This window comes from Tautonia plasticadhaerens, assembly GCF_007752535.1.
In the GTDB taxonomy this organism is placed as follows: Bacteria; Planctomycetota; Planctomycetia; order Isosphaerales; family Isosphaeraceae; genus Tautonia; species Tautonia plasticadhaerens.
Genome location: NZ_CP036426.1, coordinates 7,472,156 through 7,494,754, shown reverse-complemented (window position 1 = coordinate 7,494,754; position 22,599 = coordinate 7,472,156). Strand labels below are relative to the sequence as shown.

Annotated in this window: 17 protein-coding genes; 10 read left to right on the top strand and 7 right to left on the bottom strand. The window is 71.8% G+C overall.

Annotated elements, in window-relative coordinates:
* Positions 1-118: 118 nt before the first annotated feature.
* The 5 genes from ElP_RS29880 to ElP_RS29860 all read left to right on the top strand — a co-directional run bounded on the left by ElP_RS29880 (position 119) and on the right by ElP_RS29860 (position 3,647).
* The gene (locus tag ElP_RS29880; protein ID WP_145276472.1) at positions 119-391 is read left to right on the top strand and encodes a ubiquitin-like small modifier protein 1; all 273 of its coding nucleotides are present in this window, start codon (positions 119-121) and stop codon (positions 389-391) included.
* Positions 392-432: 41 nt separating this feature from the next.
* Positions 433-909, top strand: coding sequence for a hypothetical protein (locus ElP_RS29875; protein WP_145276470.1), 477 nt, complete (start codon positions 433-435; stop codon positions 907-909).
* 75 nt (positions 910-984) lie between these two features.
* On the top strand, positions 985-2,049 hold the full coding sequence (locus ElP_RS29870) for a ThiF family adenylyltransferase (RefSeq protein WP_145276468.1): 1,065 nt from the start codon (positions 985-987) through the stop codon (positions 2,047-2,049).
* 64 nt (positions 2,050-2,113) lie between these two features.
* On the top strand, positions 2,114-3,271 hold the full coding sequence (locus tag ElP_RS29865; RefSeq protein WP_145276466.1) for an aminotransferase class V-fold PLP-dependent enzyme: 1,158 nt from the start codon (positions 2,114-2,116) through the stop codon (positions 3,269-3,271).
* Positions 3,272-3,422: 151 nt separating this feature from the next.
* Positions 3,423-3,647: a hypothetical protein gene (locus tag ElP_RS29860; RefSeq protein ID WP_145276465.1), complete on the top strand. Its 225-nt coding sequence runs from the start codon at positions 3,423-3,425 to the stop codon at positions 3,645-3,647.
* Between the two features lie 333 nt (positions 3,648-3,980).
* On the opposite strand, the gene ElP_RS29855 is transcribed toward ElP_RS29860, so the two are convergent.
* The 6 genes from ElP_RS29855 to ElP_RS29830 form a co-directional block, all read right to left on the bottom strand.
* Complete coding sequence (locus ElP_RS29855) at positions 3,981-4,721, bottom strand: BON domain-containing protein (protein ID WP_231749314.1); 741 nt, start codon at positions 4,719-4,721, stop codon at positions 3,981-3,983.
* A 352-nt stretch (positions 4,722-5,073) separates the two neighbouring features.
* On the bottom strand, positions 5,074-5,394 hold the full coding sequence (locus ElP_RS29850) for a hypothetical protein (protein ID WP_145276462.1): 321 nt from the start codon (positions 5,392-5,394) through the stop codon (positions 5,074-5,076).
* 327 nt (positions 5,395-5,721) lie between these two features.
* Positions 5,722-6,924 carry a hypothetical protein gene (locus ElP_RS29845; protein WP_145276461.1) on the bottom strand — a complete coding sequence of 401 codons (1,203 nt, stop codon included), beginning with the start codon at positions 6,922-6,924 and terminating at the stop codon, positions 5,722-5,724.
* Between the two features lie 209 nt (positions 6,925-7,133).
* Positions 7,134-7,835 (bottom strand): CAAX prenyl protease-related protein, encoded by a 702-nt coding sequence (locus tag ElP_RS29840; protein WP_145276459.1) that lies wholly within the window; start codon positions 7,833-7,835, stop codon positions 7,134-7,136.
* Between the two features lie 463 nt (positions 7,836-8,298).
* Positions 8,299-10,218, bottom strand: coding sequence for a hypothetical protein (locus tag ElP_RS29835; protein WP_145276457.1), 1,920 nt, complete (start codon positions 10,216-10,218; stop codon positions 8,299-8,301).
* 321 nt (positions 10,219-10,539) lie between these two features.
* Positions 10,540-14,454, bottom strand: a complete 3,915-nt coding sequence (locus tag ElP_RS29830) for a Calx-beta domain-containing protein (protein ID WP_145276456.1) — start codon at positions 14,452-14,454, stop codon at positions 10,540-10,542.
* Between the two features lie 337 nt (positions 14,455-14,791).
* Between ElP_RS29830 and ElP_RS29825 the strand changes: the two genes are divergently transcribed.
* The 3 genes from ElP_RS29825 (at position 14,792) to ElP_RS29815 (ending at position 18,283) form a co-directional block, all read left to right on the top strand.
* Positions 14,792-16,177 (top strand): protein kinase domain-containing protein, encoded by a 1,386-nt coding sequence (locus ElP_RS29825; RefSeq protein WP_145276454.1) that lies wholly within the window; start codon positions 14,792-14,794, stop codon positions 16,175-16,177.
* Between the two features lie 130 nt (positions 16,178-16,307).
* On the top strand, positions 16,308-17,111 hold the full coding sequence (locus ElP_RS29820; RefSeq protein ID WP_145276453.1) for a PhzF family phenazine biosynthesis protein: 804 nt from the start codon (positions 16,308-16,310) through the stop codon (positions 17,109-17,111).
* Between the two features lie 110 nt (positions 17,112-17,221).
* The gene (locus tag ElP_RS29815) at positions 17,222-18,283 is read left to right on the top strand and encodes an Ldh family oxidoreductase (protein ID WP_145276451.1); all 1,062 of its coding nucleotides are present in this window, start codon (positions 17,222-17,224) and stop codon (positions 18,281-18,283) included.
* 20 nt (positions 18,284-18,303) lie between these two features.
* On the opposite strand, the gene ElP_RS29810 is transcribed toward ElP_RS29815, so the two are convergent.
* Complete coding sequence (locus tag ElP_RS29810) at positions 18,304-20,382, bottom strand: hypothetical protein (RefSeq protein ID WP_145276449.1); 2,079 nt, start codon at positions 20,380-20,382, stop codon at positions 18,304-18,306.
* A 237-nt stretch (positions 20,383-20,619) separates the two neighbouring features.
* Between ElP_RS29810 and rbsD the strand changes: the two genes are divergently transcribed.
* Both rbsD and ElP_RS29800 read left to right on the top strand, forming a co-directional pair.
* Positions 20,620-21,018 (top strand): D-ribose pyranase, encoded by a 399-nt coding sequence (rbsD, locus tag ElP_RS29805; RefSeq protein WP_145276448.1) that lies wholly within the window; start codon positions 20,620-20,622, stop codon positions 21,016-21,018.
* A 201-nt stretch (positions 21,019-21,219) separates the two neighbouring features.
* Positions 21,220-22,569: a hypothetical protein gene (locus ElP_RS29800; protein WP_145276447.1), complete on the top strand. Its 1,350-nt coding sequence runs from the start codon at positions 21,220-21,222 to the stop codon at positions 22,567-22,569.
* Positions 22,570-22,599 lie beyond the last annotated feature (30 nt).

The following is a 22,599-nucleotide window of genomic DNA, read 5'->3' as shown; positions in this document are numbered from 1 at the left end:
ATGGCGGGTGCCGGTCGGGCCCGGCTCGGTCCGGCATCCGACGCCCGCCCCCCGAGGCCGACCCCCGCCCCGGCATCCTCCCCGATCCCCCCCCTTCGCAGCGAGGCGACGCCCGATCATGGCCAAGGTCAGCATCCCCACCCCGTTACGCCCGAACACCGGGGGCCAGGCGACGGTCGAGGCCGCCGGCTCCACCGTCGGCGAGGTCCTCGCCGACCTCGTCCGGCTGCACCCGGACCTCCAGAAGCGGCTGTTCGCGGGCGAGGGGCAATTGCATCAGTACGTGAACGTTTACCTGAACGACGAGGACATCCGGTTCATGGACGAGCTGAAGACCCCCGTGAAGGAGACCGACGAGGTCGGCATCATCCCCGCCATCGCCGGCGGCTGAGGCCGATTCCCCGCTCGCCTCGCCCGAGGGCCGATCGCCCGATGACCGCACCCCGCTATTCCCTCCGGAGGTTGCTCGCGGCCGTGGCCGCGTCGGCGATCGGCTGCGCGTTCGTCGCGCTGGCGGCCGAACTCCAGGCGAGGGCGCTGTCGGGGATGACCCTGGCGATCCTGGCCGTGGCCACGGCGTCGGGGATCGCCCTTCGGGGCCGGTCGCGGGCCTTCGCCCTGGGATTCGCCTCGGCCGGCTGGGCCTACTACGGCGCGTGGAGGGCCCGCCCGACCGACCTGCCGACCACCCGATGGCTCGTCGTCGCGTACGACCGGTTCGTCGGCTCGCCGCCGACCTTGGCCCCGGGAGAGGTCGCCGGATTCCTCGACGAGGTCGTCTCGTTCTTCGCCACCGGGCACCTCGTGCTGACGATCGCCGCGGCCTCGGCCGCGGGCCTGATCGCGCTGGCCGCGCACGCCCTCGCCCCCAGGTCGCCCCGGACGTCGCCGGGGCGGCCGATGTCCTGACCGTGCCCCCCGCCCCCCCGCCGACCGCCCCGGGCCGGGACGGACCCGGGGGGCGTCGCCCATCGAGAATCAATCATGGCTATCGGTTCCGTCCCCTTCGCCGACGTCCCCGCCGAGCTGGACCGCTACAGCCGCCAGATCCGCTTCCAGAACCTGGGGGAGGACGGCCAGCGCAAACTCATGGACAGCCGCGTGACCATCTGCGGCTGCGGCGCCCTGGGCACGGTGCTGGCGAACCACTTGGTCCGGGCCGGGGTCGGATTCGTCCGGGTCGTCGACCGCGACTTCATCGAGACGCACAACCTCCAGCGCCAGATCCTCTTCGACGAGACGGACGTCGCCGACAACCTGCCCAAGGCCGAGGCCGCCGCCAGGAAGCTGAGGGCGATCAACAGCCAGGTGACGGTCGAGCCGGTCGTCACGGACATCGACCACACGAACATCCTCGACCTCGTCGGCGACGCCGACCTGATCCTCGACGGCACCGACAACTTCGAGACCCGCTACCTGATCAACGACGCGGCCGTGAAGCTGGGCAAGCCCTGGATCTTCGGCGGCGTGATCGGCAGCGAGGGGCAGACGATGACGATCCTGCCGGGTGAGACGCCCTGCATCCGGTGCGTCATCGAGACCAGCCCGCCGCCCGGCATGACCCCCACCTGCGAGACGGCCGGCGTGCTCGGTCCGGCGGTGGCGGTGGTCGCCTCGTTCGAGGCGGTCGAGGCCATCAAGATCCTCGGCGGCAGGCGCGATTCGCTCAACCGGGAGCTGATCATGGTGGACCTCTGGGACTGGTCCTTCCGCCGCCTGAAGATCGCCTCGCTGAAGGGGAAGGTGGATTGCCCCTGCTGCGGCCGACGCGACTTCGAGTGGCTCGACGGCCGGATGGGGTCGCACACCACCGCCCTCTGCGGCCGCAACGCCGTGCAGGTGGCCGCCCGACGCGACCAGCCGCTGGACTTCGCCGAGCTGGCCGGGAGGCTCGCCCCGCTGGGGCAGGTGCGCCACAACAGCTACATGCTCCGGTTCGCCGCGGAGGGGCACGAATTCACCGTCTTCCCCGACGGCAGGGCGATCATCAAGGGGACCAACGACGTGTCGAAGGCGAGGACCCTGTACGCCCAGTTCGTGGGCAATTGATCGACGCCCGGCCCCTTCCGGGCCAGCCCCGCCCTCGCCCGGACCCTCCCCCTGGACCCATCCGATGATCTACCTCGACAACGCCGCCACCAGCTTCCCCAAGCCCGAGCCGGTCTACCAGGCGCTCGACCGCTTCGCCCGATCGCACCTGGCCAACCCGGGCCGTTCGGGGCACCGGATGGCGACCGAGGCCGAGCGGACGCTCGACCAGGCCCGGCACACGCTCAATCGGTTCTTCAACGGGGAAGCCCCCGAGCGCTGGGTCTTCACGCTCAATGGCACCGACGCGCTGAACATCGCCATGAAGGGGGCGATCAACCCCGGCGACCACGTGATCACCTCTGACCTGGAGCACAACTCGATCAGCCGGCCGCTGGTGGCGATGGAGCTGGGGGGGATGATCTCCCTGACCCGGCTGGCCTCGCATGACGGCTACCTCGACCCGGACGAGCTGCGGGCGGCGCTCTCGCCGAAGACCCGGCTCGTCGCCCTGACGCACGCGGCCAACGTGCTGGGGACCGTGCAACCGATCGAGGCGATCGCCCCGATCGTCCGGGAGGCCGGGGCGCTGCTGCTGGTCGACGCGGCCCAGTCGGCCGGCGTCGTGCCGATCGACCTGAGGGCCACGCCGATCGACCTGCTCGCCTTCCCCGGGCACAAGGCCCTCTACGGCCCGACCGGCACCGGGGCCCTGTATGTCGGGCCCCGGGCCGACCTCCGGGTCTGGCGAGAGGGAGGGACCGGGGGCGACTCGAAGCACCCGGTCCAGCCCGAGGAACTGCCGTATCGCCTCGAGGGGGGGACGCCCAACGTGCTGGGGGTCGCCGGGCTGGCCGAGGGGGTCCGCTGGGTGGCCGATCGGGGCCCGGAGGCGAACCGGGCCCATGAGGTGGGCCTGCTCCAGAAGGTGATCGACTGGGTCGAGGGGAACGGCGACGGCTGGCGCGTGGCGGGCCGTTGGGACCCGGCGACCCACGTCGGGGCCCTGTCGCTCATCCCTCCGGACCCGGAGGCCTTCCCCTCGCAGGACCTGGCGATGGCGCTGGACTCGTCGCACGGCATCGCCGTCCGTGCCGGGCTGCACTGCGCCCCGTACATCCACCAGGCGCTGGGCACCTTCCCCGACGGCACCCTCCGGCTCAGCCCCGGCCCGTTCAACTCGGCCGAGGAGATCGAGACGCTGCTCCGGGCCTTGACTGAGATGACCGCCGGGGTCCTCTGACGTCGGCCTCGTCGGCGATCCGAAAAACCTCGGGCTCCCTCCTTGCGGAAGCCCCGGCCGGTCGCCAAGCTACAAGCCCCGCGGGGGGCGGGCCGGCCGGTCGAGAACGGCGGCCTTTCCCCGCATCGGCACCGCTTGAGAGGGACACCCCGTGAAGACGCTCATCTCGACCATCTCGCTCGTCGCGCTGCTCGGCGCCCTGGTCATTTTCCCCGGCTGCGGCGGCGACGAGGCCGTCCCCCCCGTCGACGAGGCCCCGGTCGGCGGCGGGATGGAAGGCCCGCCGGTCGACGCCGCCGAGATCGACGACGCGGCCGAAGCCCCCATCATGGAGGAGGAATCGACCGAGTTGGAGATCGAGCCGCCGGCGAACTGAGCCGACTCGTCCGACCGCCCGGGGACCGGGCGTCGGGCCTGATCGGGCGGGGGCCTCCGCGTCTCAGGGACGCAGCCCGCTCGCGGGACGGGAGACGGGGCCTCGGGCGCCGGATCGGCCCGTCGTCCCCGATCAATTGAAACGACCCGGGGCCGGGATGCCGCCGAAGCGACAACCCGGCCCCGGGCGTTCGGAAGTGCCTCCCCCCGCCATTGCACGGGGCCCCGGTCGGCAGATCGGGCCGGTCCCCGGGGGCGGGGGCCGCCGGGGGCGTCGGGAAAACGCCCCTCGGCGAGCCGCACCCGACCCGGGTCGGGGACCGGTGGTCCGATCTCAGTACGCGAACAAGCCGAACGGGTAGGGCGTGAAGAACGGCCGGGTGTAGTGCTTCTTGAAGTCGAGGAACCAGATGCCGTCATCCCACCGCAGCGTCACCGCGCGCCAGTCGAGGGGGACCTCCGGGTACGGGTAGAACGGGCCGATGTTCGGCCACGCCTGCCAGGGATAGGCCGTCGGGTAGCCGACGGCCGAAAAGTTGGGGTGCGGGGCGTAGCTGGGCCACGCGTAGTTGGGGTAGCCGGGGGACGACGCCTGGGTGGCGCCGCCGAACCCGGCCGGGCCCTCGGGCAGCGGGCCGGACATGCCGGCGTCGCCGACCACGGTGCCGCCCATCATCGGGGCGCCGCCGATCGTCGCGCCGCCGTCGTAGACGGTGCCGCCCATCCCGCCGTGGCCGTGGCCGCCCATGGCGACCTGGTACTGGGTGGGCTGGGCGTTGGCGTCGTTGCCGACGCGGATCGCGTCGACGATGGCCGAGACGCCGGGGAGGTAGCGGGCCCGCTCGATGGCCGCGTCGCGCTGGCCGGCATCGGCGACGGTGCCGGAGAGCGTGACGACGCTGTCCTTGGCCTCGATCGAGACCTGCTGGCCCCAGAGCGCCGGGACGGAGCGCAGGGCCGCGGCCACGGCGTCGGCGGTCTGCTGGTTGGAGGCCCGATCCCCGGCCAGGGCCGGGGACGCCGCGGCGACGATCGCGGCCAGCACGCCCGATGCGATCGAAATCCGTTTCTGCATCGCGATCATGTCCTGTCCATCCTTTCCCGCCGATGGCCGATCGAACACCAGACCGGGCACCTTGCGGGGGCGACGCCCGGTCCGTTCCGCCCGCCGTCCCGGATGGCCGGGTCCCGGCCCCGAGCCGGGCTTCGGGCCCCGAGGAGACCCGCGACCGGGAAGTCCCCCCGGGCCGGATGGTCCGGGGTCTCTCCCTGGCGGGTCGGCTCCGGGCCGACGAGCGAACGCTGGTGCCTTGAATCGGGTCGCGGAGGACCGCGTCGGCGGGAAAAACGCCGGGGCCTGGCGGCCCCGATGAGGATGGGATCGGTCAGTCAAACCTGTCGGGCAGGTCGGCCCGGATCCGGCCCGATCACGAGCCGGGTTGACCCTCCGGCGCCGCCCAGACGGCCGGGGTGTCGGCGGCGTCACGGCCGCCGCCGACGGTCATGCCGATGAGCAGGGTCGTCATCGTCAGCCCGGCGAAGAGCCCGAACTCCGAATCCTGGTTGCCGCTCAGGGCCCCGGCCACGCCGAGGCCCACCACCGCCACCATGAAGGCCCACTGCCCGCGCTCGGACCATCGGGGGGTGGCGAAGAGCCGGGAGAGCACCAGGGCCAGGACGCCGAAGACCTGGAACAGGATGACCAGTAGATCGAAGACGATGCCGGGGCGGGACGAGGTCCAGTCCATGACCACTCCTTCCTTGGGGCGCCGGGGAACGTCGGCCCGGGGCATGCCCGGCCGGGCTCCGAGAACCGATTCCATCGCATCCTGCGTCGGAATGGCAAGAGGTGATGGCCGGGCCTCTTGCAGCCCTGGTGCCAACTGCCAGATTCGGCGGATTCGCTCGCGGTTCAAGGCGAGAACTTGAGGAAAAATGCCCCCGACCCTCGGTTTTTCCCGGAGGCCGGGGGGCAATTCGCTCAAGGCGATCGCGTCATTGTTTCAAACGGCGTGACCGGGAAACTTCGCCGGGGTGCCGCCGCCTTCCCGCGTTGCCTGGCCGTCGAGGCTCGCTCAATTGTTGCCGGAGCCGCCCTGGTTCTTATTCTTGGCCTGCTCCCTCGCCCGGCCGCCGAGCGCCTTGATCTCGGAGATGCCGGACACGTCGAGGACCTTCCAGCCGCTCCGTTCCTTGCGGACGTCGATGGTGCGCAGGAGCGTGCTGCCGAATTCCCCCTCCTTCTGGAGGATGAAGCTGAGCATCCCGACCTCGGTCGCCCGGCCCATCCGGGCGATCTCGAAGCCGTCCATGTTCTCGGCGATGGTGTCGAACTCCTCGGGGGTGAGGCTCATCTCCCGGATCGCCTGGAAGGCCTTGCGGCGGGCGGCGGTCTCGGCCTGCTGGGGGGCCCGCAGGGCGGTGGCCTCCTGGAGGCGCTGGATATCCTTGGCCTCGATCGCGGCGAGGAACGCCTCGACGGCCCCCTGGGGGGACTCGAAGTCGGCGGGCTCGGCCGCGCCTCCGGCTCCCGGGCCGAGCATGCCGGGCTGGCCGCCGAACCCGCCCTCGAAGCCGCCCTGCCCGCCGGGCCCGAATTGCCCGGCCTGGCCGGCCGAGGGGCCTTGCATGCCGTATTCCCCGTACTCGCTGCCCCCCCGGCCGGGCCCGGGTGCCATCCCCGGTGCCATCCCGGGGATCGCCGAGCCGGAGGAGTTGGGGCCCATCATGCCCCCCTGGCCGGCCATCATGGCCATCATGCCCGACGAGCCGGGGTCACCGGGCCTGCCAGGGGGGCCGGAGCCCTGCGAGGGAGCCCCCGAGGAGTCCGATTGACCTCGGGCGGCCCCGGGGTCGTTGGCGGCGTTCGCCGCCGAGAGCATCTCGTTCAACGCGAGGTCGCCGGCGGCGGCCCCGCCGCCGGTCGGCGTGGGGGCGACCGGCGCCGAGGCGCCCCCGGCGACCGGCCCCCCCGATCCGGCCACCGCGGCGGCCGGCCCGCCGATCGGAGTGCCGCCCCGCGGGGCGTTCTCCGCGACCATCCCTCCCGCGGGGCCGGCCGGTGCGAAGCCGGCCGGGGCACCCGGGACGGGGGCGGCCTGGGCCGGTGGGGCGGCCGCCGGGGCCGGGGCGCCGCCGCCGGGGCCGGAGAAGGAGGGATCCCTCATGTCGACGACCGGAGTCTCGTCGCCGCCACCGGAGCCCCCTCCGCAGCCGGCCATCAGCACGGAAAGGGCGACGGCCGGCAGCCCGCCTCGCGTCGCGATGGTGCGTCTCATCGGTGTTCGTCCTCCGGCTCGGGAAGGGGGGAAGGGAGATCGGGAGCCGTCGAGGGACGAGGCCGAAGGAGGGCCCGGTCCCGATCGGTCGCGTGCTCGCCCGATCGATCCATTATGCCGATTGCATGGTCTTGCGGGAAGGGTCGGATCGCCCGTCGTGCCGGGGGGGAAACGCCTTCGGGCGACGTGCCCCGCCCTCTTCCTCTCCGTTACCAGAAGCGATAGGCCCCGGTCGCCAGCACATAGACGCCCAGCGCCAGGTTCGCGACGAGGTGGCTGACGACGCAGGCCGAGACGCTCCTGGTCCGGTGCAACAGCCAGGCCCAGGCCAGGCCGGTCAGCAGGGCGGGCAGCCATTCCGGGTGCACGAGCATGAAGCCGACCGACGTGATCGCCGCGGCCAGCGGCGTGACCGTGCCGATCGGCACGCGTCGGAAGTCGTCGGTATCGATCACCACCCGCATCAGGAACGACCGCCAGAATAGCTCCTCGAAGACCGGCACCAGCGCGACCAGGCCGACCATCCGGACCGCGATGAAGGCCCATCGCGCCGCCGGGGAGAGCACGCTCGGGTCGTACCCCTCCCGAGTCCCCCCCAGGAAGGGCAGGGGGGGGTAAATCCCGTCGAGCCCCACCCAGAGGGCCGTCACCCCCAGCCCGATGCCCACCGCCAGGGCCCACCCCCCCGGCCCCGGCACCGGCCTCAGGTCCCGGAACGCCGACCGTCCGAGCAGCATGATCACCAGGACGATCGCCACCTTGATCGCATAGGCGATCGGATACCACGCCTCCTGGCGGCCTTCCGGGATGTACGCCTCGGCCTGGGTGAGCAGCACGTACGCCAGCATCGGGGACGCATAGGGGAGGAAGGTCCAGAGCGATGCGACCTCGCCTCGGGTATCGTTGGACATCGGTCGACTGGCCTCGGCACGATCGGTCGGGGGATTCTCTGGAGGATCATGCGATGCGATCGGCCGCCGAGCAACACCCGGGCCGACGGCGGTGGACGATTGGTCGGCTCATGATCGGCGTCGCGGTGCTGGGCGTGGTGATGGCCGGGATGATTCGGCTCCGAGGGGCCCCCCTCGAGGTGGTCGTGACGGTGTCGATGTATTTCGGCGCGATCGGCTTCGGGTTCATCCGGGGGCGGAGGCGGGGCGGGAGTGGCGTCTTCGGGAGCGTCACCGCCGGAGGGGTCGTCGGCGTGGCCGCCCCGTTGGCGGCCTCCGTCGTGTTCCAGGGAGGGGGGCCCGTCCGGCTCGACGGCCTCGTCGCGTTGATCTGGCTGGGCGGGCTGTTCGGCATCTCCCTCGGATTCGGGGCCGGCCTGATCCTGGGGGCCTGTGCGTCGGCGATCCACGTGATCCGCCGCGTCTATTCCCGCGTCCCGGCGACGGGCTCGAACTCGACCCAGCGCGTTTGGACGCCGGAGCCGGTGGGAACGACCCAGGTCGCCTGCTCGCCACCCGGGACGACCTCGGCATGCGAGCGGTCGCCGGAGTCGTCGGACCAGGCGAAGGTGACCCGGGTCCAGTCGGGCGAAGGGATCTGGTAAACGAGCTGGGCCTCGCATCGCGCGTAGGGCTTGCCGCCGGTGTTGGAGAAGCGGACGAGCACGGAGGAGGCGTCGTCGGCCCCGATCGGGGCCGATCCCCAGCAGAAGCTCTGCGACCAGAAATCGTCGGGCTCCTCGCCGCGTCGCGGGATGGCCCAGTCGGAGGCGAGCGGGCGCCAGGAGATGCCGCCGTCGGTAGAACAGTCGATCGCGTAGGTGACCTCCGGGTCGGGAGGGTTGCCCGAACGGACGTGGGCCGAGGCGTGCACGGCGACGGCCTTCTCACCACTCGGGGTGGAGAGGGAGAGGGTGGCCCGGGGGGAGTCGAAGCTCCCCGAGACCAGGTGCGTCCGGGCATGCTCGACCACCGGCCCGGCGGAGGTGACGGCGCGGCCCGAGGCGAGGAAGGTCACCGCGCTCCCGTCGTCGGTGAGCCGGGGGAGGACGGAGGAGTTCGCCTGGCAGACGGTCATCCAGGAGAGCCCCGCGTCGGCGAGGGCCTCGGCCCCCGCCCCGAACCGGATCAGGTAGTGCTGACGCCCCTTGACGAGGTCCGTCAGGTCGAGGGCCCCGGCGTCGAGCCGCCCGGCGTCGAGCCAGGTCCGGCCGTCGTCGATCGAGACGGAGACGGGGCAATCGACCCACCCTCGGACGACCAGCCCGTTGCGGCAGCCGTCGTCGAGGACGCCCCAGGGCTCGTCGTCGGGCGGCGAGGCGGCGATGACATAGGGGGTGGAGAAGGAGAAGGTGACGGAGGACTCGTCCTCGGCGACGACCCCCTCTCGGTAGTCCCCGGAGCCGAAGTCGGGGGCGTAGCGGTAGACGGCGTTGGCGAACCGGGCCTGGCCGGGTCGGTAGCCGGAGCCCTCGGGGTTCCGGAAGACGCGGTCGGGCTGGTTGACGAACGTCCGGCTGCGCTCCGGCCCGGGGAGGTCGCCGTTCCGGTCGTTGAGGCCCCAGAAGGCGAAGGTCCGGCCGTCGTCGAGGCCGGGCTCGGGGTAGCGGCGCAGGACCTCGCCGCGTCGGAGGTGGACCATCGGCGGCGCCGAGGCGTAGCCGGCGAGGTACTCGGCCGTGGTGTAGCGGTCGTAGGCCTCCGGGTCGTCGGGGTGCAGGCCCCCCAGGGGCCAGCCCCGCTGGCGGTCGGGGAGGTGGGACGGGTCGGCCAGGGTGTCGAGGTCGGCCCGGATCTCGGGGATCGACAGCAGGCGGCGGCCTTCGGGGTCGAAGACGACGGTGCAGATGTCGTGGTCGAGCAGGGCCCAGCGGCCTCCCCCGTAAGGGCCGCCCGTCAACCAGGCTTCGAAGCTATTGTGGCCCCGGACGCCGACGACCCGCCCCCGGGCGTGGCCGAGCAGCTCCTCGATCTCGGCGCACCACTGGGCGTGAGTCGTGCCGCAGAGGCCGAAGCCGAAGGCGAACAGGCCGGTCCAGTATTCCCGGATCGTCGGGTCCGGGCCGGTGCCGAAGCCGAAGCCCCAGAGGTCGAGGTCCGCAGGCTGGCCGTGCCAGTAGTGCGTGGACCGCCACAGCCAGGAGGCGAGCGAACGATCCTCGTCCGAGCCGGGCGGACGACCCATCAGGCGCTCGAATGCGACGGCTTGCGAGGCGAAAAGCCGGTCGAACGTCGAGCAGGCGAGTTCACCCGGGTACCACGGGTGGTCGGTCGACACCTGGGGATCGCCGACTCCTGCCGTCGCCGTCGAGGTCGCCATGGCGAGGGCCAAGAGGCCGATCATCGCCCGGCCTATCGCGCCGGAGGTCATGCGTGGCTCTCCCGTCGATCGCGTCTCGGAGTCGAGATCGATCATGGGACCGCGCAGGGCGAGGCGTCAAGCGGGCGGGATCGGTCGGCCGTCCGGGCAGCACATGGGGCGACGGAGGGATCGGGGTGAGTGCAGCAGTAGCAGTCCCCCTCACCCGGCCCCGGCGACCCACTCCGCCGCAGATGGGGGCGGGCGTGGGGTGCGGGGCCCTTCGTGTCGTCCGAGGCTCCCTCACCCGGGCCCCGCCCATCCGCCCTCCCGAAGACGGGGGAGCGGGTGGGCGGGGAGAGGAGATCAGCGCCGAGTGCGGCGGGCCTGGGAGGCGAGGATCGCGTCGACCGCGGCCGGGGCGATCTGGCTGAGGTCGACGAAGGGAGGGGTGCGGAGGGCGGATCGGACCCGACCGAAGGGGTCGATTCCCTCGAGCCGGCGGATCAGCGCCAGCCCGTCTCCGCCCCGCTGGCGGACGACCTGGCCCCGGAGGACCGTCCGGCCGGGGACGGCGTCGAGGACCCGGACGACGTCGCCGGTGCCGGGGGCACCCCGGGTGACCTCGACCACGCCGCCGCCGGTGGCGGCGTAGGTGATCAGGTCGCCGTCGGTGTCCCGGTAGCTGAAGCGGCCGGAGGCCCGGACCAGGGACGTCGAGAAGTTGCCCCCGGCCACGCCGTCCCCGTCGCCGTCGAGCAGGCTGCCCGAGGCGTCGGTGAGTCCGCCGGCAAGGCCGTTGACGGCCACGGTGAGGAACTCCCCCTGGGGGACCGCCGAGGCGAGCGAGAGGGCCACGGCCAGCCCGTCGTCCGACCGGCCCACCCCGGCGATCGGGATCGAGCGGTCGTCGGCGGTGCCGAGCACCCCGTCCCGTCCGTGGGCGACCGCGACGTAGTTGCCCGGGGAGAGGGCCGACTCCGGGGCCATCGCCTTGTTGAAGAAGATGGCCACGGTCGAGATCGACCCGCCGAAGCCGATCGATCGGACGTCGGTCACGAAAGGCACGATCGGGTCGGGGTCGTTGTCCCGGATGAGCACGACCGCCGAGCCGGGGTCGCCGATCGCCGCGTTCCCCTCGGGGTAGCCGAGGAAGACGCCGAAGGCGCGGTCGCCGTCGAAGTCATCGTTGTCGAGGATCGGGATCTCGACGGTCTTCGAGGTCTCGCCGGGGGCGAAGGTCAGCCGGACGGCGATCGATTCGTAATCGGTCCCCGCGACGGCGTTGCCGACGGCCGTGGCCACGCCGATGCTCGCCGCGTCGAAGGCGCCGCCCGCCCGGATGACGGTCAGGCGGGCCACCCCGGCCGCCTCGTCGACGACGATCGACGAGGTGTCGAACTGGAAGACTCCCTGGGGGGCGGCCTCGTCGTCGGTGATCGTCAGGATCGCCCGGCCGATGGCCCCGAGGGAGGCGCCGTCCCCGGGGGTCAGCTCGAGGATCACGGTCTGGGGGCCGACGAAGCCCGGCGTGTCGATCAGGTCGACGGTGAAGGTCTTCACCGTCTCCCCGGGGCCGAACTCCAGGGTGCCGGAGGCCGGCTGGTAGCGCTCGCCCGGCCGGGCGGTGCCGGGGACGGTGGCATAGGAGACGGAGGCCGGGCCCGATCCGCCGCTCCGGGTCACGGTGATCGTCGCCCGGCCGTCGGCCTCGGAGACGGTGTAGCCGGCCATGGAGAACTCGAAGGAGCCGGCGGGCGGCGACTCGTCATCGACGATCGTGATGCGGGCCTGGCTCGGCGTCCCGGCCGCGGCGCCGGTCCCCTGACCGAGGCTGACGAGGAAGTCGCGGTTGCCGTCGACCTCGGCATTGTCGATCACCGGGACGACGATCGTCTTCTCCGTCTCCCCGCTCAGGAAGGTCAGCATGCCGCTGACGGGGGTGAAGTCCTCCCCGGGGACGGCGGAGCCGGGGGCGGTGGAGTAGGGGATCGAGACGACCCCGTCGATGCCCCCGGTCCGCCGGACGACGATCTTGGCCTCGCCGCCGTTCTCCTGGACGGTCGAGCTCGCCTGGGAGAACTGCAGGAACTGGGGCTGGGCGGGCACCGGGTCGTCGTCGAAGATCGTCAGCGTGGCCAGGGACGGGACGCCGACGATCCCCGTGCCGGTGGCATTGCTCAGGCCGAGGCGGACGGTCCGGTTGGCGTCGACGACCTCGTTGTTGAGGATCGGGATGGTGAAGGTCTTCGTCAGCTCGTTGGGGCCGAAGGTGAGGGTGCCGGAGGAGGCGACGTAGTCGTCGCCGGCGGTGGCCGTGTCGTCGAAGGTCTGGTAATCGACGCTGACAGTGCCGGCCGCATTGTTGGAGCGGACCACCTCGATCGTGGCGAGGTCGCCGGACTCGGAGATGGAGTAATTGCGGGTCCGGAAGTTGAGGACCGAGGTGTCGGGGCTCAGCGTGACCTGGGTGATGGTCGTGGCCGAGTTGTTGCCGGGCTGGGTGTCGTCGGCGTTGGCCACGCTGAACTGGGAGACCAGCAGTTCCGGAAGGCTCGGCACCACGTCCAGGGTGATCGAGAGGCTTGAGAAGTCCCCCAGTTGGGGGATGATGATCGTCAGGTCATTGCCCGATCGGATGACCTGGGCGTTGGCGACCGGCGGGATCGAGAGGTCGGTGTCGTCGAATTGGACCGAGTCGGGCAGCGAGATCGACAGGATCACGTTCGAGGCCGCGAAGAACCGGTTGTCGAGCGTGATGTCGTACGTCAGCACCTCGCCCGTTCGCAGCGGATCCGGGGTGTCATTCACGCTCAGGGCGACATCGACGAACCGGAAGAACCCATCCTGGACCTCGACGGCGGCCGAGAACTCGGAGGTGTCGCCCGTCGGAGAGGTGGCGGTCGCGGTGATGAAGCTCCCCACCGAGGCCGGCGGGTTGAAGTCGAGGCTGTACAGGAACAGCCCGTTGGCATCGGTCGTGATGGTCGTCTCGCCTAGGAGCCGACGGCCCTCGCCGAAGCCGCTGACGTCCGCGGCGATATTCTCGAAGAACTGGAGGGTGAAGACGGTGTTCGGGGTGCTCTGCAAGAGCCCCTGGATGTTCGTCTCGGTGCTGTTGGAGAATGCGCCGAAGAGGACGGGGTAGTTCTGGAGGCCGTTCGGCCCGGTGTCGGCGTCGAAATCGTCATTCGGAGTCTGGCCGTCGCCCCCCAGGTCGATCCCCAGCCCGGCGTTGTCGACGATCCGGTTGGTGAGGATCGTGTTGCCCGTGCCCGCCTCGACCGTGACGCCGTTGAACTGGGAGTCCGTGCCGCCGTTGTTGGCGATGAGGTTGCCGGCGCCGGCGAAGTTGCCGCCGATGGTGTTATCGTTCGCCCCGTCGATGAAGACGCCGTGATTGAGATTACCCAGGTCGGAGGTCCCGTCGGCGGCGACGCCGATCAGGTTGCCCTGGATCACGTTGTTGTTCGATCCGGGGATCATCGCCACGCCGCTGAGGGAGTTGCCCGAGATCACATTCCTCGTGGCCGTGGTCGTGCCGCCGATCGTATTCGCCGAGGCGCCGCTGAGCAGCAGCCCCTGTCCCTCATTGGGGATGGCCCGGCCACCGGCCCGGTCCATGCCGATGTAAGTGTTCGTGACGACGTTCCCGGAGGCGTCGACCCCCAGGAACTGGATGCCGTCGCCGCTGTTGCCGGAGCTGAGCACCCGGCCCGAGTTGCCGACGCCGCCGATGGTGTTGTTGGCCGAGCCGATGAACAGCCCCGGGCCCGTGTTGCCCAGGTCGTTGTTGCCCGCGACGTCGGTCCCCAGGTGGACCGACTCGACGAGGTTGCCGCCCCGGGAGCTGATCCGGATGCCGGCGCCGCTGAAGCGGTTGATCGCCAGCCCCCGGACGACGGAACTGCCCGCCGAGAGCCTCAGGCCGTCCCCGCTGACGTTCTGGCCGCTGAGTTCGATGCTCGGCAGGCCGGTGCCCACGGCCACCGACCCGGAGATCGTCACCGGGTCGACGATCTCCGGCAGTTGCCCGTCGGCCTGATCCAGGACGATCGTCCGCTGGCCGGTCGGGAGGTTGAAATCGATCAGGTCGGCGCCGGCGGCGGCGTTGGCGTCGACGATCGCCTGCCGGAGCGTCCCCGTCCCCGAGCTGGCGTTGCTCGTGACGGTGAAGGTCGCCAGCAGCTGCTTCTGCTCCAGCGCCTCGACCGAAGGACGACTCTTTGAAACTCGGGGCCGGAGCCCCGCGCGGCGACGGCCAAGGGGGAGGCTGCTCATGGTCCTCTCCGGGGAGCGTACGGTTTGCGATCAACACGCCCTGGCCACAGGGGCTCCGCCGGGCCGGCGGCCTCGAACCAGGACCATCATACCCTCTCTATCGTCATCCGGTCGGGCGAAGTCCAACCCCGGGCCCCCGACGACGAGTGCAATGGTGCATGATATCGTAATCGGGTTCGTCCGGTCAAGTGGCTCGCCCCGCAGAAGCCGGTCCTGGCGGGTATGTCGGCCGGGCGGGCTGGGGGTCGACGGCTATGATAAGATGATGAGGGTCGGGGGAGGGGCAGGGGACGAGACTCCGCCGACTGGCCCTTGAGAGTCCCGCGGAGCGACGCTCGTGCCCGAGCCGATGATCGGCCGCCCGGCCCCGGAGTTCGACCTGGCGAGCGTGTCGGCCGATCGGGGGGAGGGGCGGTCCCGGTCGGTCGACTTCCGGGGGAGGTGGCTGGCGCTGGTCTTCTACCCGAGGGACTTCTCGCTGGTCTGCCCGACCGAGCTGACGGCGCTGGCCGATCGGATCGACGAGTTCGAGGCCATCGGCTGCGGCGTGCTCGGCGTCAGCTGCGACCCGCTGGACTCGCACCGCCAGTGGATGCGGGTCGATCCGACGGAGGGGGGACTGGGACGGCTCCCCTTCCCGCTGGCCAGCGACGAGGACGGTCGGGTGAGCCGGGCCTTCGGGGTCTACCAGGATCCCCCGGGGGTCTCCCTGAGGGGGCTGTTCCTGATCGACCCGGCGGGGCTCGTGCAGTACCAGGTGGTGCACAGCATGGGGGTCGGCCGGAGGGCGGACGAGGTGCTCCGGGTCCTCGGGGCGCTGACCAGCGGCGGGATGTGCGCCTCGGGCTGGGGGCCGGGGGACGCGACGATCGACCCGACCAAGATCCTCGGCCCCGGCCGGGTGGTGGCCCACTACCGGATCGATCGCAAGCTGGGATCGGGGACCTTCGCGGCCGTCTTCCTGGCCCGGGACGAGACCCTCAAGCGCCCGGTCGCCCTGAAGGTGCTGCGCCCGAGGCCCGGCGCCCGGCCCCGGGCCCTGCTCGACGAGGCCCGGGCCGCGGCGGCCCTGAACCACCCGAACATCTGCACCGTCTACGCGGTGGATGACAGCGAGGGGCTGCCGATCATCGCCATGGAGTACGTGGCCGGCCCCCGCCTGGACCACCTGATCGCCTCGGGGGGCCTGACGGTCGGACGGTCGGTCGGGATCGCCCGGCAGGTCGCCTCGGGGATGGCGGCGGCCCACGAGGCGGGGGTGGTCCACGGCGACTTGAAGCCGCAGAACATCCTGGTCGACGTCGGCGACCTCGCCAAGATCGTCGACTTCGGCCTCGCCCACCGGGTCGGCGCCCCCGACGACCCCTTCGAGACGATCGACAGCCGGGATCTCTCCTCGGCCGGCATCACCGGCACCCCCGGGTACATGGCCCCCGAGCAGACCCGCGGGGAGCCGTCCTCGCCCGCCTCCGACGTCTTCGCGATGGGGTCGATCCTCTTCGAGCTGCTCACCGGCCATCGCGCCATCGGCGCCGGCAACGTCCTCCAGGTCTTCGAGCAGATCCGGAACACCCGGCCCAGGGCGCCGGCCGAGCAGGTGCCGGCCCCCTTCTCCCCGATCATCCGCGGGGCACTCGAGCCGGAGCCCGACCGCAGGGCGATCACCATGAGGGAGATCGCCGACCTCCTGGCGGACGCCCCCGGTTCGACGGGAACCCGCTGAGGCCGGCCGAGTCGATCGGCCTTCCGGCGAACCCGGCCCGGCCCGGAATCCTCCGGAATCCAGACGACGGGCTCCCGCGCCCCACCCGATCGGTCCGGGCGACCCCCGATTCATCCCGAGGAACTCCGCGATGGGACAGCGAATAGTCCAAGTCGACGCCTTCGCCGATCGACCCTTCTCCGGCAACCCGGCGGCCGTCTGCGTGCTCCGGTCCCCGGCGGACGAGGGTTGGATGCGGGCGGTCGCCCGGGAGATGAACCTCTCGGAGACGGCGTTCCTGCATCCCGAGCCCCGGCCCGATGAGCCGGACTCCTACCGGCTCCGGTGGTTCACGCCGACCGTCGAGGTCGACCTCTGCGGCCATGCCACCCTGGCCGCCGCCCACGTCCTCTGGGAGGACGGCCACCGGCCCGAGGGGGAGCCGATCACCTTCTCGACCCGATCGGGGAGGCTCCGGGCACGGCGCCCGGGGGGCCTCATCGCGCTGGACTTCCCCTCGGAGCCGGTCGCCGAGCGGGAGCCCCCCCGGGGGCTGGTCGAGGCGATCGGCCTGGTCCCCCGGTTCGTCGGCGGGAACCGGATGGACGTGCTGGTCCAGGTCGACACCGAGGAGGAGGTCCTCGGCCTCTCCCCCGATTTCGGCCGGCTCCGAGCGATCCCGACCCGAGGGGTGATCGTCACCGCCCGGTCCGACCGCCCCGGCGTCGACTTCGTCTCCCGGTTCTTCGCCCCCGCCGCCGGGGTCGATGAGGATCCGGTCACGGGCTCCGCCCACTGCGCCCTCGCCCCATTCTGGAGCGAACGCCTCGGCCTCGGCACCATGACCGGCGAGCAGGTCTCCGCCCGTCGGGGGACGGTCCGGGTCCGGGTGCTCGGCGACCGGGTCGAGCTGGCGGGGTCGGCCGTGACCGTCCTGCGGGGTGAGCTCGCCTGACCGTCGAGGGCCCCTCGGCCCGGCCGGTTCGTGCGGTTGCAATCCCGGGGGTGCCTCGTATCATCGAAGGCCCCGACCCTCCCCCGCGGGCCCACCACCGGAGCCGTGCCGTGCCGACGATCCCAGCCGACGCCCTGACCGAGTTCACCGTCCGGATCTTCGAGGCCGCCGGGGTGCCGACGGGGGAGTCGAGGGTGGTGGCCGATGGGCTCGTCGGCGCCAATCTCCGGGGGCACGATTCGCACGGGGTGATGCGGGTGCCGCAGTACGTCGGCTTCGTCAAGGACGGCATCTACAAGCCGGGCGTCCCGCTGCGGATCGAGGTGGAAGGGCCGGCGATGATCGTCGCCGACGGCCAGTGGGGCTTCGGCCAGGTGCAGGCGCATCGCATGCTCGACCACCTGATCCCCAAGGCCCAGTCGATGGGGATCGCCGCCGGGGCCGCCCGGGACTGCGGCCACGTCGGCCGCCTCGGGGAGTACGCCGAGCGGGCGGCCGAGCTGGGCATGGTCCTGCTGGCGACGGTGAACAATAACGGCGCCGGACAGCGCGTGGCGCCCCCGGGAGGGGTCGCCCCGAGGCTGGGGACCAATCCCCTCTGCGCCGCCGTGCCGACCGACGACGGCCCCGTCGTGCTCGACTTCGGCACGAGCGTCGCCGCCGAGGGGAAGGTCCGGGTCTACCACATCAACAATCAGCCCGTGCCCGAGGGCTGGCTGCTCGACCACGAGGGCAGGCCGACGACCGACCCGGGCGTCCTCTATTCTAAGCCTTCGGGGTCGATCCTCCCGATGGGTGGCGCGCAGGCGTACAAGGGGTTCGGCCTAGCGCTGGTGCTGGACATGCTCGCCGGCGGGCTCTCCGGGGGCCGGGCCTGCCACGAGGGGGCCCCGCCGGCCCGGGGCAACAACCTGCTGTTCCTGCTGCTCGACCCCGTCCGGTTCTCCGGCAGCGCGGCCATGCTCCGGGAGTCGACCGGCGTCGTCCGGTTCGTCCGGCAGACGCCGACGGCCGAGGGGGTAGAGGCGATCACCCTGCCCGGCGACCCCGAACGCAAGGCGCTCGACGCCCGATCCCGGGGAGGCATCCCGCTCTCCGAGGGGCATTGGGGCAAGCTCGTCGAACTGGCCAACGAACTCGGGGTCGAGGTGCCGGCGGTCGAGGCCGGCTGACCGATCGCCGGGGGCGTCGGTCAGGGCCGGGCCAGTTCCTCGTCGATGACCTCGATGAGCCGATCGTCGGCGATCTGCCCCCGGGCTGAGGTCAGTCGACGCCGCCAGGAGGCACGCCGATCGGTCTGGTCCTTGGCAGGGCGGACGCGATCGGCGAGCGATCGGAGCATCGCAGCCGGCGGGGACGACCCGGCGACCTCGGACCAGATCGAGGCGGCTTGCTCCCATTCGCCGGCGTCGAGGGCCCGCTGGAGCGAGACGACCCGGGCGGTCTCCAGCCAGCGTCGGGCGGCGGGGGAGAGGGAGTCGGGGGGGCGTCGGCCGAAGTCGGCCCGGAGGTCGTCCAGCCGGTCTCGGAGGAACAAAGCGTCGGCGAGCAGCAGGTCGCGATACGCCCGGATCGGGCCGTCCATCGAGGCCGGGTCGACCGCCCGGAGGGCGTCGATCACCGCGTCGGGGGCCGGTTCGCCGCGACGCGAGGCGTCGATGGACACCCGGAGGGCCCAGCTCAGCACGGCGAACGGGTCCTTGGGGTCTGCGGGGGCCCCGGGGGCGTCGTAGACGGGCCAGTCGGCCAGGGGTTCCCAGCGGGGGAGCCGCCGACCGGGAGGGTCCGGGTCGAGGCGGAACAGGGGATCGCCGAGGTAGGCGAGCCGCCAACTGTTGCCGAACGCGGTCAGCTCCTCGGGCAGCATTCGGGCCGCGGCCCCGAACGGGATCCCCCTGAGAAGCAGGTTGACCACCAGCTCGGGGGTCCGGAACGCCGACAGGAACGGCTCGTGGACCGACCCGAAATAGAGGTAGGCCCCGTTGGCGAGCCATCGGCCGGCGATGGTCCCGGCGTCCCCGGGGTCGGCGGCCGAGTGGCTGTGCACCTTGTACACGGCCGCCGGCTCGGTGATCGGCACGTCCCAGGTCCTCCCCGGGGTCGGGCCGCCGAGGTTGAAGTCGGAGGCGTTCCCCGATGAGTTGATCAGCACCAACCCGGCCCGGTTGACGGGGTCGAATCCGGAGTGCCATCCCGAGAGGTCGGACTGGCCCCGGTCCCGCCGGGAGACCTCCATCAGGCCATCCAGCCGATCGGCGGCCGGGGACTGCCGATAGTCCCCGAACGGGGGGCCGGCGCCGTCCCCGTAGGCGTTGATCAGGGTCGCACGCTCGGGCCTCAGGAACAGGCTGCACATCGCCGCGTAGGCCGACCGCACCTCGTCCCCCGTCAGCCGGCCGGCGAAGGCCCATCGGATCCGGACCGAGTCGGGCCGGGGGAGGTCCAGGTGCCGGCCGATCAGGTCGTCGAAGGCCGCCGGGCCGGGCCCGGCGACCGGGGGGAGGTCGGTCCCCTCCCGCGGCAGCCCCTCGCCCTGGTAGCGGTAGGGGTAGTCGAGCGCCAGGGTGATGAAGTCGCAGTCGTCTCCCAGCAAGTCGTGGTTCGGCGCCGTCGAGGAGAGGGTCGCACGGAGCTGGCGGGCGAGCTTCTGGGCGTCGGCGTCGCTCAACAGCTCGTCGAATTTCCGACCCGGCTCCCATCGGATCAGCGGCTGGAACCGGCCGGCCGCCAGCGCCACGGCGCCGGGAAGCGACGGGGAGGCCGGGTTGGACACTACCACGCCCGGAGGCGTCCGCCCGAGTTCCCTCGGGAAGCGGTCGCCGGCGGGGCCCGAATCGTCGGTCGCAGTCCAGGAGCGGCCGACGGCGGTGATCGCGGCCGACCAGAGTCCGTCCCCCTGTGACGGCCGTCCCCGGTCCGGGAACCGGACGACCCGGGAGGGCCGGAAGGCCCGGAGGAACTTCGAGGTGTATTCGACGTCCTCGATCAGGACCGGGAACCAGTGGGATTCGTCCCAGGTGGCGATTGCCCGGTAGAAGGTGGCGGCATCCGGGACGAGGCAGGCGACGTCGACGACCTCCCTCCGGGGGCCCGTACGCAGCTCCCAGCTGGCCGAGGCCTCCCGGAGCCTCCTGAGCCGGGCGTCCTCCAGCGATCGGGCCGGGAGGTATGCCCCCCGGTCCTGAGTCCCCGGCGCCGGGCCGACGAGCAGGGCGAGCAGCAGGGCCGCCAGCAACGCCCGAGCCTTCCGGTTGCATCGGTCGATGGGCATCAGACTCCTCCGAGGGGGCCGGTCGGGGCCTCGGCATCGCGGCGTCGATCGGGCGACCCGGGGGAATCATACCTCGGCCGGGCGATTCTTCCTCCCCTCCCATCATGAGCGATCGGCGGTCCGGGGGCGACCCTCGCCCGATCGCCATAGTGGCCGACCGGCGGAACCGTTACACTGGAAGGGTTCAACGCGAGACTCCCCCCCCACCGTCGTGCGACAGGCGAGGTACCGAGATCGATGAAGAAGCGCGGCATCCTCAATCCGGCGATCTGCTCGCTGCTGGCCGAGCTGGGCCACCTGGACGAGCTGCTCATCGTCGACGCCGGATACCCGCTGCCGCCGGACGGTCACGTCATCGACCTGACCCTGACGCCCGGCATCCCCCGATTCCTCGACGTCCTGAAGGCGATCGCCGAGGAGCTGGTGATCGAGGCGGTGACGGTACCCGCCGAGATCCACGACTACAGCCCCGAGATGTACCAGAAGGTCATCGACCTGCTGGGCAGCGACATCGACGTCGACGAGGAGCCGCTGCACGAGTTCAAGGAGAAGGGGCTCGACGCCAAGGGGATCATCCGGACCGGCGAGTTCACCCCCTACGCCAGCGTCCGGGTCCTCTGCGGCAGCCCCTTCTGACCCCCGACCCGAGGGCGGGCCGGGGTAGACCGCCGGCCGGCGACCCGGTATAAGCTGGGGTCGCACCAGGGACGGACCGCCCGAGGGGCCGGACAGTCGCCGATCGCACCCGGGCAGGACGCCGGGGCGGGCGGGGTCGGGTCGACCCCGGACCCCGGGCTCGACCCCCGGCCCGGACCTCGCTCGCAAGGATGCGCACCGATGGATCGGTCCTACGTCTTCGCCTCGGCCGCCGTGATCGTGACGCTGGCCGCCGCCCGGATCTTCCGCCGGGATTTCGACCCGTTCGCGCCGATCTGGCTGTTCCTGACCGGCTTCGCCCACGTCTACATCCTCCAGGCGCTGAGCTTCCGGGACTGGGCGCTCTCGGTCCGGGGCATCGACGTGGTGACGGCGGCCAACGCCCGGGCCTTCTGGGCGCTGCTGCTGTTCCTGGCCGTCTACTACAGCGGCGTCGGCCGGACGATCGCCCGGTCGATCCCCCGCCCGCCGAGGACCTGGGCCGACGCGCCGCTGGTGCTGATCACGCCGATCATGGTGGCCTGGGGCCTGGCCAGCATGGCCCTGGTCCTCCAGCGATTCGGCGGGGCGGACCCCACCGAGGTCGGCGCCTGGACCCGATTGATGCTGCAATTCCCGACGATGCAGTTGGTCGCCGGCGTCCTGCTGATCGTCACCGGCCGTCAGCCGCACCGCCCCCGCCCGGCCATCACGGCGGCCGGCCTGGCGCTGACGCTGCTCTACACGCTCGTCTGGATGTACCTGGGCAAGCGGTCGCACTCCCTCTTCGGCGTGCTGACCGCCCTCTGCGCCTGGTACGTGCCCCGGTTCAAGCGCCCGTCGCTGGCGACGCTGGCCGTGGCGGCGTTCGTCGGCTGCCTGGTGGTGGCCCTGTCAATCAGCTGGCGGATCCACAAGAACCGGGGGAATGACGCCTCGGTCGACTCCTTCATCGCCTTCGCCTCGGGATTCGACCCGACCGAGATCCTCGTCAGCCTGAGCGTCGAGGACGACGAGCAGCGCAAGCACGCCCAGACCCGAGAGATGCTGACCCGGGAGACGACCGAATACGGCGGCTACCTGCTGATGCTCGACACCGTCCCGCACAAGTCGCCCCACGACTACGGGTCGAGCTACATCCGCGTCGTCTCGACCTACATCCCCCGGGTGATCTGGAACGAGAAGCCCCTCTTCGGCCGGGAACGGTGGACCGCCGCCTGGATCGCCGGCTCGGAATTCCGCCGGGATGAGGAGTTCACCGGCCCGGCCATCGGCATCCTCGGCGCGGCGCAACTCAATGGAGGCGCGATCGCCACCGCGCTGGTGATGGCCGTCGTCGCGCTGGTGATCCGTACCGGCTACGACTACTTCCGATACCACGCCCACCTGCCCTGGGCCCAGGCCTGGTGGGCCTCGACGTACTTCAACGCCTGGCTGATGACGGTCAACGACGACCCGGCTGTCTGGTTCTACTACCTGTACGGCCACATGATCCTGCCGCCCTTGATCCTGCTCTGGATCCTCAACCGGCTGGGCGAATCGCCGTCCTGATCGCCCGGCCCGGGATCGGCAGGGCGATCG